Annotated in this window: 7 protein-coding genes; 2 read left to right on the forward strand and 5 right to left on the reverse strand. The window is 59.2% G+C overall.

The window, feature by feature from the left end; all coding sequences use genetic code 11:
- Positions 1 to 175: 175 nt before the first annotated feature.
- Entirely contained in the window at positions 176 to 5,068 is a 4,893-nt protein-coding gene (locus J1D76_RS24405) for an NAD-glutamate dehydrogenase (RefSeq protein ID WP_421140908.1), read from the forward strand.
- A gap of 110 nt (positions 5,069 to 5,178) precedes the next feature.
- Here J1D76_RS24405 and J1D76_RS24410 read toward each other — a convergent pair whose 3' ends face one another.
- From J1D76_RS24410 to J1D76_RS24430, 5 genes are all read right to left on the reverse strand, one after another.
- Positions 5,179 to 5,745 (reverse strand): hypothetical protein, encoded by a 567-nt coding sequence (locus tag J1D76_RS24410; protein WP_421140910.1) that lies wholly within the window; start codon positions 5,743 to 5,745, stop codon positions 5,179 to 5,181.
- A 182-nt stretch (positions 5,746 to 5,927) separates the two neighbouring features.
- Positions 5,928 to 6,638: an ATPase gene (locus tag J1D76_RS24415; protein ID WP_421140911.1), complete on the reverse strand. Its 711-nt coding sequence runs from the start codon at positions 6,636 to 6,638 to the stop codon at positions 5,928 to 5,930.
- Positions 6,639 to 6,866: 228 nt separating this feature from the next.
- The gene (locus J1D76_RS24420; RefSeq protein WP_421140912.1) at positions 6,867 to 7,277 is read right to left on the reverse strand and encodes a cupin domain-containing protein; all 411 of its coding nucleotides are present in this window, start codon (positions 7,275 to 7,277) and stop codon (positions 6,867 to 6,869) included.
- 176 nt (positions 7,278 to 7,453) lie between these two features.
- On the reverse strand, positions 7,454 to 7,747 hold the full coding sequence (locus J1D76_RS24425; RefSeq protein ID WP_421140913.1) for a putative quinol monooxygenase: 294 nt from the start codon (positions 7,745 to 7,747) through the stop codon (positions 7,454 to 7,456).
- Between the two features lie 123 nt (positions 7,748 to 7,870).
- Entirely contained in the window at positions 7,871 to 9,304 is a 1,434-nt protein-coding gene (locus J1D76_RS24430) for a PLP-dependent aminotransferase family protein (protein ID WP_421140914.1), read from the reverse strand.
- A 205-nt stretch (positions 9,305 to 9,509) separates the two neighbouring features.
- Here J1D76_RS24430 and J1D76_RS24435 point away from each other — a divergent pair, with 205 nt between their 5' ends.
- On the forward strand, positions 9,510 to 9,950 hold the full coding sequence (locus J1D76_RS24435; protein ID WP_421140915.1) for a carboxymuconolactone decarboxylase family protein: 441 nt from the start codon (positions 9,510 to 9,512) through the stop codon (positions 9,948 to 9,950).
- The last annotated feature ends 702 nt before the right edge of the window (positions 9,951 to 10,652 follow it).

Consider the following 10,652-nt stretch of genomic DNA (forward strand, 5'->3'; position numbering starts at 1 on the left):
TTTTTGCAGATGCCCATTCACGGAAGGTGAATGTGACCTGAGTGTCTCGTCCGGCTTCACCCACCTGTCACCCTGTTTCCTCTGCCCGAGAATCAGGAGCCGGGTGACGGTAACCCCAAAAGGGGTGTTGCACGCGACGCTTTCATCAATAACAAGCCCAAGCGGAGTACCACAGATGGCGTTCTTCACCGCAGCCAGCAAAGCCGACTTCCAGCACCAACTGCAAGCGGCACTGGCGCAGCACATCAGTGAACAGGCACTGCCACAAGTGGCGCTGTTCGCTGAACAATTCTTCGGCATCATTTCCCTTGACGAGCTGACCCAACGTCGGTTGTCCGACCTTGCTGGTTGCACCCTTTCTGCATGGCGCCTGCTTGAGCGCTTCGATCACGCGCAACCGCAAGTGCGCGTCTTCAACCCCGATTACGAACGCCACGGCTGGCAGTCGACCCACACCGCGGTCGAAGTACTGCACCACGACCTGCCCTTCCTGGTGGACTCGGTGCGCACCGAGCTGAACCGCCGCGGCTACAGCATCCACACCCTGCAAACCACCGTGCTCAGCGTGCGTCGTGGCAGCAAGGGCGAGTTGCTGGAAGTCCTGCCCAAAGGCACCCAGGGCGATGACATCCAGCAAGAATCGCTGATGTTCCTGGAGATCGACCGCTGCGCCAACACCGCTGAGCTCAACGTGCTGAGCAAAGAGCTGGAGCAGGTGCTTGGTGAGGTCCGCGTGGCCGTCGGCGATTTCGAGCCGATGAAGGCCAAGGTCCAGGACATCCTGGCCAAGCTGGACAACAGCCAGTTCGCCGTCGATGCCGACGAAAAGAACGAAATCAAGAGCTTCCTGGAATGGCTGGTGGGCAACCACTTCACCTTCCTCGGCTATGAAGAGTTCGTGGTCAGCGACGAAGCCGATGGCGGCCACATCGTCTACGACAAGGACTCCTTCCTCGGCCTGACCAAACTGCTGCGCGCCGGCCTGACCCACGACGACCTGCGCATCGAAGACTACGCCGTGAACTACCTGCGTGAACCGACCCTGCTGTCGTTCGCCAAGGCCGCGCACCCAAGCCGTGTCCACCGTCCGGCTTACCCTGACTACGTGTCGATCCGCGAAATCGACGCCAACGGCAAGGTCATCAAGGAATGCCGTTTCATGGGCCTGTACACCTCGTCGGTGTATGGCGAGAGCGTGCGGGTGATCCCGTTCATTCGCCGCAAGGTCGAGGAAATCGAACGCCGTTCGGGCTTCCAGTCCAAAGCTCACCTGGGCAAGGAACTGGCGCAGGTGCTCGAAGTGCTGCCGCGCGACGACCTGTTCCAGACCCCGGTGGACGAGCTGTTCAGCACCGTGATGTCGATCGTACAGATCCAGGAGCGCAACAAGATTCGCGTGTTCCTGCGCAAAGACCCGTACGGCCGTTTCTGCTACTGCCTGGCCTACGTGCCGCGTGACATCTACTCCACCGAAGTGCGCCAGAAGATCCAGCAAGTGCTGATGGATCGCCTGAAGGCGACCGATTGCGAGTTCTGGACGTTCTTCTCCGAGTCCGTGCTGGCCCGCGTGCAGTTGATCCTGCGTGTCGACCCGAAAAACCGTCTCGACATCGACCCGCTGCTGCTGGAAAAAGAAGTGGTGCAGGCCTGCCGCAGCTGGCAGGACGACTACGCCGCGCTGACCGTCGAAAGCTTCGGCGAAGCCCACGGCACCAACGTGCTGGCTGACTTCCCGAAAGGCTTCCCGGCCGGTTACCGCGAGCGTTTCGCTGCGCATTCGGCTGTGGTCGACATGCAGCACCTGCTGAGCCTGAACGAAAAAAATCCGCTGGTGATGAGCTTCTATCAGCCGCTGGGCCAGGTGTCCGGCCAGCGCATGCTGCATTGCAAGCTGTATCACGCCGATACCCCGCTGGCGCTGTCCGACGTTCTGCCGATCCTGGAAAACCTTGGCCTGCGTGTGCTGGGTGAGTTCCCGTATCGCCTGCGTCACACCAATGGCCGCGAGTTCTGGATTCACGACTTCGCCTTCACCGCCGCCGAAGGCCTGGACCTCGACATCCAGCAACTCAACGACACGCTGCAGGACGCCTTCGTCCATATCGTGCGTGGCGATGCCGAAAACGATGCGTTCAACCGCCTGGTGCTGACCGCCGGCCTGCCATGGCGCGACGTGGCGCTGCTGCGTGCCTATGCCCGCTACATGAAGCAGATTCGCCTGGGCTTCGACCTGGGCTACATCGCCAGCACCCTGAACAACCACACCGACATCGCTCGCGAGTTGACCCGGTTGTTCAAGACCCGTTTCTACCTGGCGCGCAAGTTGTCGGGTGACGATCTGGAAGACAAGCAGCAACGCCTGGAACAGGCCATCGTTACCGCGTTGGACGACGTTGCAGTGCTCAACGAAGACCGCATCCTGCGTCGCTACCTGGACCTGATCAAGGCCACGCTGCGCACCAACTTCTACCAGACCGATGCCAACGGCCATAACAAGTCGTACTTCAGCTTCAAGTTCAACCCGCACTTGATTCCGGAGCTGCCGAAGCCGGTACCGAAGTTCGAAATTTTCGTCTACTCGCCGCGCGTCGAAGGCGTGCACCTGCGCTTCGGTAACGTCGCCCGTGGCGGCCTGCGCTGGTCCGACCGTGAAGAAGACTTCCGCACTGAAGTCCTGGGCCTGGTAAAAGCCCAGCAAGTGAAAAACTCGGTCATCGTGCCCGTGGGCGCGAAGGGCGGCTTCCTGCCGCGTCGCCTGCCACTGGGCGGTAGCCGTGACGAGATCGCGGCCGAGGGCATCGCCTGCTACCGCATCTTTATTTCGGGCCTGTTGGACATCACCGACAACCTGAAGGACGGCGCCCTGGTACCGCCGGCCAATGTCGTGCGTCATGACGATGATGACCCGTACCTGGTAGTAGCGGCGGACAAGGGCACTGCGACCTTCTCCGACATCGCCAACGGCATCGCCATCGACTACGGCTTCTGGCTGGGTGACGCGTTTGCGTCCGGTGGTTCGGCCGGTTACGACCACAAGAAAATGGGCATAACCGCCAAGGGCGCGTGGGTCGGCGTACAGCGCCACTTCCGCGAGCGCGGCATCAATGTCCAGGAAGACAGCATCACTGTAGTGGGCGTCGGCGACATGGCCGGTGACGTGTTCGGTAACGGTTTGCTGATGTCCGACAAGCTGCAACTGGTTGCGGCATTCAACCACCTGCACATCTTCATCGACCCGAACCCGAACCCGGCGACCAGCTTCGTCGAGCGCCAGCGCATGTTCGACTTGCCGCGTTCGTCCTGGTCGGATTACGACACCAGCATCATGTCCGAAGGTGGCGGTATCTTCTCGCGCAGCGCGAAGAGCATCGCGATCTCCCCGCAGATGCAGGAACGCTTCGACATCAAGGCCGACAAGCTGACCCCGACCGAACTGCTGAACGCCTTGCTCAAGGCGCCGGTCGACCTGCTGTGGAACGGCGGTATCGGTACCTACGTCAAGGCCAGCAGCGAAAGCCACGCCGACGTGGGCGACAAGGCCAACGATGCATTGCGCGTGAACGGTAACGAATTGCGCTGCAAGGTTGTGGGCGAGGGCGGTAACCTGGGCATGACCCAACTGGGTCGCGTCGAATTCGGCCTCAATGGCGGCGGTTCCAACACCGACTTCATCGACAACGCCGGTGGCGTGGACTGCTCCGACCACGAAGTGAACATCAAGATCCTGCTGAACGAAGTGGTTCAGGCCGGCGACATGACCGACAAGCAACGCAACCAGTTGCTGGCGAGCATGACCGACGAAGTCGGTAACCTGGTGCTGGGCAACAACTACAAGCAGACCCAGGCCCTGTCCCTGGCAGCCCGTCGCGCCTTGCCGCGGATTGCCGAGTACAAGCGCCTGATGAACGACTTGGAAGGTCGCGGCAAGCTGGATCGCGCCATCGAGTTCCTGCCGAACGAAGAGCAGATCAACGAACGCGTCGCGGCGGGCCATGGTCTGACCCGCGCCGAGCTGTCGGTGCTGATCTCGTACAGCAAGATCGACCTCAAGGAACAGTTGCTGGGCTCCCTGGTGCCGGACGACGATTACCTGACCCGCGACATGGAAACCGCTTTCCCGCCCACGCTGGTCAACAAGTTCTCCGCGGCCATGCGTCGTCACCGCCTCAAGCGCGAAATCGTCAGCACCCAGATCGCCAACGACCTGGTCAACCACATGGGCATCACCTTCGTTCAGCGACTCAAAGAGTCGACCGGCATGAGCCCGGCGAACGTGGCCGGTGCCTACGTGATCGTGCGTGACATTTTCCACCTCCCGCACTGGTTCCGTCAGATTGAAGCCCTGGACTACCAGGTCGCCGCCGACGTGCAACTGGAGCTGATGGACGAGTTGATGCGCCTGGGCCGTCGCGCTACGCGCTGGTTCCTGCGTGCCCGTCGCAACGAGCAGAACGCTGCCCGTGACGTCGCGCATTTCGGCCCGCACCTGAAGGAGTTGGGCCTCAAGCTCGACGAACTGCTCAGTGGCGAGATCCGCGACACTTGGCAGAGTCGTTATCAGGCGTACGTCGAAGCCGGTGTGCCGGAGCTGTTGGCGCGCATGGTGGCTGGCACTTCGCACCTGTATACCCTGCTGCCGATCATCGAGGCCTCCGACGTGACCGGCCAGAACCCTGCGGACGTGGCCAAGGCCTACTTCGCCGTGGGCAGCGCGCTGGACATCACCTGGTACCTGCAACAGATCAGCGCTCTGCCGGTTGAGAACAACTGGCAGGCCCTGGCCCGTGAAGCGTTCCGCGATGACGTCGACTGGCAGCAACGTGCGATCACCATCTCGGTGTTGCAACAGGACGGCACTCAGGACGTGGAAGCACGCCTGGCGCTGTGGATGGCGCAGCACGAGAACATGATTGAACGCTGGCGCGCCATGCTGGTGGAAATCCGTGCCGCAAGCGGCACTGACTACGCCATGTACGCGGTGGCCAACCGTGAACTGCTGGACCTGGCGTTAAGCGGTCAAGCGGCGGTACCTGCCGCTGTCGCCGCCGAGTTGGAACCAGCAGCCTGATCAGGCGCTGAATGAAAAAGCCCCGCATTGAAAGATGCGGGGCTTTTTTTTCATTTACTGGCGCGAAGGTCACTTCCTTTCGACTCGGACACAGCCTCTTGCATTTGTGGTCAGACCGCATGCCGCTTGAGTATATTTAGTTCGAATTTCACGATGTCTCCTGAACGATCATTAAAAACCGAGTAACGGTCGGTGTTCGTTGTTATTTGTTTTCTGATAACCCCCGCGTTGCGGGCTTTCAAGTAAACGGTAGACCTGTCGGAACGCAAGTCATCAAGGGTGATGATGTTGTGAGCAACGTCCAGCAAGTTGAATGAAGTGGTGTTCGCACCCGCGGGCGGAAGGGCTGCCAGAACGGGTTTGTCGTTATGGCTGATGTACATTTGATCATAAGGGCCCCCGACTATTTTCATATTGTAATAGTCGCCATAGCATATGAAATGCACCACCACGGTGTCTTTGGTTGGGATCGAGTAACCGACGGGAACCATTTCGTTAGTAAATGGATCACGAACCAGTTTGGGGGCTCGATCATAGTCGTTTTGAGCCGTGATGATGTTTTTTGGCAATGCCTCAGTATTGAGAAGAGCCGGTAACATAAGTTCCTGGAGAAAGGTGATGGGGCTGCCGTTGCAAGTAACACGTGCGATGAATGAACGTTCTTCGTTTGTGCTCATAAATACTCCTTTATTTAATGTGTTGTATCCCTTGATGGAGTTTCAGAGTAACGTCAGTCAGATGTTTGGTGCAGTAGTTATTCGTTTCGTATATTTTCACGATGCTGGCGTTTGATCGTAACAACCCACTGCGTGACCAGCCCCGTCATTTGAAGAAGCAGGGCCGATCACAATAAGTGCGCTCAGAAGGTCTTGCGGTCCGTTGTGGTTTCAATGGCCGAAAGATTATTTGTCGGTTGGGCCATCATGTTGTTGAGCGACTGATCAAACTTCCGCAGTGCCCTTACTTGAACGTTTTGTTGCTCGTTGATATCGGCAACAATTTCTTCACTGCGTTTGAAATCAGCCCATACCGGACTCAGCGCCTTGGCGTCATGACCTTGGGCCGTCCCGATGTAGTTGAAGTTGTGATCATAGAAGTCGGCGCTGACGTTGGACTCGACATCCGAACTGCGAGAGGTGATCAGTTGGCTGCGTGTGTCGACGATGGCCATCACATCCGGTTTCGCGGCCTTGAGGCTTTGCATGTCCGGATAAACCGTCACGGAACCAAACTGGCGTTGCAGCGAGGCCTTGACCCAGTCCACCGCGAGGTCAGGTTTTGAGGTGGCGACATAGGCGTCATGGATCGGTTGCACCAGCAGGCTCTGGCCGAAGCCAGTGCCAGCATTGGCCTGGTACTCCTGAAGATAGGCGCGGTTGGCCTGTGTGTTCTGGCTGTAGACGATGCCCAGCGAGACATGGCTACCGTTGGTAATGTGGGTGGACGCGCTGCGGCCGACCGGCTCGGTAAAAATGCCGTTCAGCGAAGAAACGGCTGTCGGCGCGGTGGGGATCGAGCAACCGGTTAAAACAACCGCCATGGTCAATGTACTGGCAAGCGCAAGTTTCATGGTGTTTCTCCAGTGAAACAATTCAGTCGGAAGTTGTAATTGCCGGTGTTATGCCGGCGGTGACTCAAGACTAAACCCTGGATGATTTATTTAAATCGCCCATCTGTGCACTTAAATGCCGAACAATAGTTTTGTTTGGTTTAAAGATTTCCGGTTAATTGCGTGAAGAAATAAAAAGGCCCGAATTCGCGATTCAAGCCTGTTTATTTATGGCTGTCCGTTCAGCCATCAGTGTTCCAGGGGGATCAAAACTTTCTGATCCGGGGCCAGTACCATGAACACCAGTAACTTGGCAGGTTGTGTAGCGCTGGCGTTTTTCGACACCAGGTGTTCCGAACCCGCTGGCTCATACCAGAACTCTCCGGGCTTGTAGGTTTTCTCGGGCTGGCCCTTGACCTGGGAGGTGATTTCGCCGGACAGGACATAGGCCATGGTGCTGCCTTCATGTTTGTGGGCGATGGAAGACTGGCCGGGCTTATAGTCGACTTCGACCATCAGCGCTTTTTGACCCGGGACGTTTTTCAGCATTTCGTCCTGCAAAACGGTGATCTTTTCCGACGGGTCACGGGCGAAAGCCGATGCAGAGGCCAATAGAGTCAGGGCGGCAAGGGGGGCAGCACAGAGGCGCAACACGTTCATGGTTCTTTACCTGCGGTGGGTGAGTTGTCGAAGACAACAGTAGTGCGCAAGTGGTGGGGATCAAACAGCCAATATTCGGGAAGGAGAGGGGACCAATCAGAGAGTATGCCGGACCAGAGGTAAACCGTGGCGAGGGAGCAAGCTCCCTCGCCACAAGGGTTCACCACAGGTCTGGGTTAAACGATCGGGAAACTGTTGAAGTCCACGGCATTGGCCAGCTGACTATCGATCAGGCCGATAAAACCCTGGACTTGCGGGCTGTTGAAATGCGATTGCATCGCCGCTTCCGATTGCCAGCGGGCGCTGACGGTCCAGCGATTGCTGTCCTCTGGGCAGCGGTCGACCATATAGGAATCGCAGCCCGGTAGTTCGCGCAGGGTTTCGACAATCTTTTGCAGTTGTTTACCCAGTTCATCCGAGCGGCCGGCGGCGGCCTGCACCTGTACGGTATTGATCACTTCATAGGACATTGCTCACACTCCTGAATCAGGCCGGACGAATCCTGCTCATTGAGGGATAACGCCCCTGCAGGATAGGCCTGCACCCCGGGACCGCCAATAGCCAATCGCCGGATAAAGCCGCAGGCCAATCCGTCAGGCCACTTGTTGCAGGATGTCGCGTAAGCGGTCCAGGGCGGTGTCGATGTCGAGGGTTTCGATAGCGCCAAAACCCAGCAGAAGCCCGGCCTTGGGCGCTTGCTGATAGTAAAAACTGTCGATGGCATAGAGCCCGACTTCGACTTTTTTCGCCAGTTCGATCACCAGTGGAATATCCAGCGGCACCTTGCACATCACCACCATGTGGAAGCCGGCCGTGGAAGGTATCGCCTCAAGCCAGGGCACGAGGTCGCCGGCCATGCGCGCCAGGATCCGCTCGCGGCGCTGGGCATAGACCGAATGGCAGCGCCGGATGTGCTTGAGCAGGCAGCCCTCAGCGATGAACTTGGCCAAGGCCCATTGCGGCAAGGTCGAAGTGTGCAGGTCGGTGAGTTGCTTGGCCCGCACCACGGCCTCGAGGATTGCCGGCGGCAGGATCGCATAACCCAGGCGCAACTCCGGCAGCAGGGTTTTGGAGAACGTCCCGATGTACGCGACGATGCCTCGTTCGTCCATGCTTTGCAGGGAGTCGGTGGGACGGCCCTCGTAGCGGAATTCGCTGTCGTAGTCGTCCTCGATGATGATTGCGCCCAGTTCATGGGCCTTGGCCAGCAACGCGACCCGCCGTGCCTGGCTCATCGGCATGCCCAGCGGGAACTGGTGCGACGGGGTGACGTAGATCAGGCGAGTGCCACGAGGAATCTGCTCGACCACGATGCCTTCGGCGTCCACTGGCACGCCGATCACCGTGGCGCCATGGCTGCCGAACAGCAATCGCGCCGGTGGGTAGCCGGGGTCTTCCATGGCGACCAGGCTGCCCGGACTGATCAGCACCCGGCCGATCAGGTCCAGCGCCTGCTGCGCGCCATTGCACACCACCACATCCTCGTCCTGGCAATTGACCCCGCGGGAGAACGCGATGTGCCGGGCGATGGCGTTGCGCAGGGCCGGCAAGCCTTCGGGCAGGCTGTAGAAACCCTTGGACGCCGCCATCTGGCGCAGCGCATGGGCGGTGCAGCGCCGCCAGTCATCCTGGGGGAACTGGCCCTTGCTGGTGGCGCCGCCGATGAAGTCGTAGCGCAGCGCGCCTTCCAGTGTCGGGTGGCGCAGAAACACCGGCAGGTTGCGCCAGGACTCGATGACCTCGAAACCACCCAGCTCGGTATGGCTCTGTTTACGCTGCACGCTGGAGGTGCGCGCATTGACGTAGGTGCCTTTGCCGACGACCCCGGTGAGGAAGTTTTCGTAGGTCAGCTGGGCGTAGGTGTCGGAAATGGTCTTGCGCGAAATGCCCAGTTGTTCGGCCAGTAGTCGACTGGGCGGCAGTTGCGTGCCGGCGGCCAGGCGCCCGGTTTCGATGGCGCTGCGCAGTTGGTTGTACAGCTGGCCCGCCAGGTCCTTGCGGCCGTTGATGACAACGTGTAGTTCCATGCCGGCGAGGCTCCGGGGCTGTGGGGGCGCGTGTGCGTCGCGCAAGATTACCCCTAACTGCGCGTGATACAGAAGTTGTGCAGTGGAAAAACCGTTAATTGGCTTGGCGGGCCTGGTCCCCGGGGAAATCGGCGGATTGGATCTGTCATGCCTTCGCGCGGGCGATTACCGTGAACATGACTTCAAGGCAGCCCGAGACCCCTCGATGAATCCCCGACTGGACTACTACAGTGCGTCCCCCAAAGCGATGAAAGCCATGATCGCCATGGAGGCGCTGACCAGCAGCCTGAGCATCGAGCAGGGCCTGTTGCACCTGATCAAGATCCGCGCCTCGCAGCTTAATGGGTGTGCCTTTTGCACCGACATGCACTCGGTGGATGCCCGGCGTCTGGGCGAAAGTGACCGGCGCCTGTATTCCATCGTGGTCTGGCGTGACAGCAACTTCTTCAACCCCCGCGAGCGCGCCGCACTGGCCTGGACCGAAGCAGTCACCTTGCTTGCCGAAAGCCACGTGCCGGATGATGTCTATGCGCTCGCCCGTGAGCAGTTCAGTGAGGGTGAAATGGTCGACCTGACCATCGCCGTGGCCACCATCAACAGCTGGAATCGCCTGGCGGTCAGCTTCCGGCAAACCCCCAATGCCTGAGGCATTGCCACGTCAGGTTAATGAACAGAACGCAGGATGGACACTGTCAGTTTCAGGTCGACAGGGAGTCCTCGATGTCATTCATGGAACCAGCGCGCCCGCCGTTGCCAGTGGGTATCGTGCGCCCCTCGCTAAAAACACGTCGTGGCGCCAGTTGGCGTCGGGCATCGATGCAGACCAGGCGCAATGTTTCATCGCCAGTGTCCGATGTGGATGTTTCTTGCAGGCCGCCCGCAGTCTCAACATCAAGTCCATCCAATTACACGGGATTGAGGCCAGACGCCGGTATCGTGAACACCCGCAAACCTGTAGGAGCTGGCTTGCCAGCGAAGAGGCCGGCACGACCAGAAGTGATGTTGCCTGACACACCGCCTTCGCTGGCAAGCCAGCTCCTACACGGGATTGAGGCCAGACGTCGGTATCGTATACACCAACAAACCGGTAGGAGCTGGCTTGCCAGCGAAGAGGCCGGCACGTCCAACATCGATGGTGCCTGACACACCGCCTTCGCTGGCAAGCCAGCTCCTACACGGGATTGAGGCCAGACGCGGATACCGTGAACACCCCCGAGACCTTTGTAGGAGCTGGCTTGAAGTGGTCCAGTTTTTTTAGACCATTCTGTAGGAGTATTACGCCGCTAGCTTTTCAAAGATGGCTGGCGGCAGGTTGTTCGAGGCGGTGTGACAGCGTCTGTGGTTGTAA

Origin of the sequence: Pseudomonas sp. NFX15, assembly GCF_049132105.1 — a bacterium.
Lineage (GTDB): Bacteria > Pseudomonadota > Gammaproteobacteria > Pseudomonadales > Pseudomonadaceae > Aquipseudomonas.

Excerpts from the sequence above, each read along its gene's own strand:
- J1D76_RS24405 (WP_421140908.1), top strand. The coding sequence starts at position 176 with ATGGCGTTCTTCACCGCAGCCAGCAAAGCCGACTTCCAGCACCAACTG.
- J1D76_RS24410 (WP_421140910.1), bottom strand. The coding sequence starts at position 5,745 with ATGAGCACAAACGAAGAACGTTCATTCATCGCACGTGTTACTTGCAAC.
- J1D76_RS24415 (WP_421140911.1), bottom strand. The coding sequence starts at position 6,638 with ATGAAACTTGCGCTTGCCAGTACATTGACCATGGCGGTTGTTTTAACC.
- J1D76_RS24420 (WP_421140912.1), bottom strand. The coding sequence starts at position 7,277 with ATGAACGTGTTGCGCCTCTGTGCTGCCCCCCTTGCCGCCCTGACTCTA.
- J1D76_RS24425 (WP_421140913.1), bottom strand. The coding sequence starts at position 7,747 with ATGTCCTATGAAGTGATCAATACCGTACAGGTGCAGGCCGCCGCCGGC.
- J1D76_RS24430 (WP_421140914.1), bottom strand. The coding sequence starts at position 9,304 with ATGGAACTACACGTTGTCATCAACGGCCGCAAGGACCTGGCGGGCCAG.
- J1D76_RS24435 (WP_421140915.1), top strand. The coding sequence starts at position 9,510 with ATGAATCCCCGACTGGACTACTACAGTGCGTCCCCCAAAGCGATGAAA.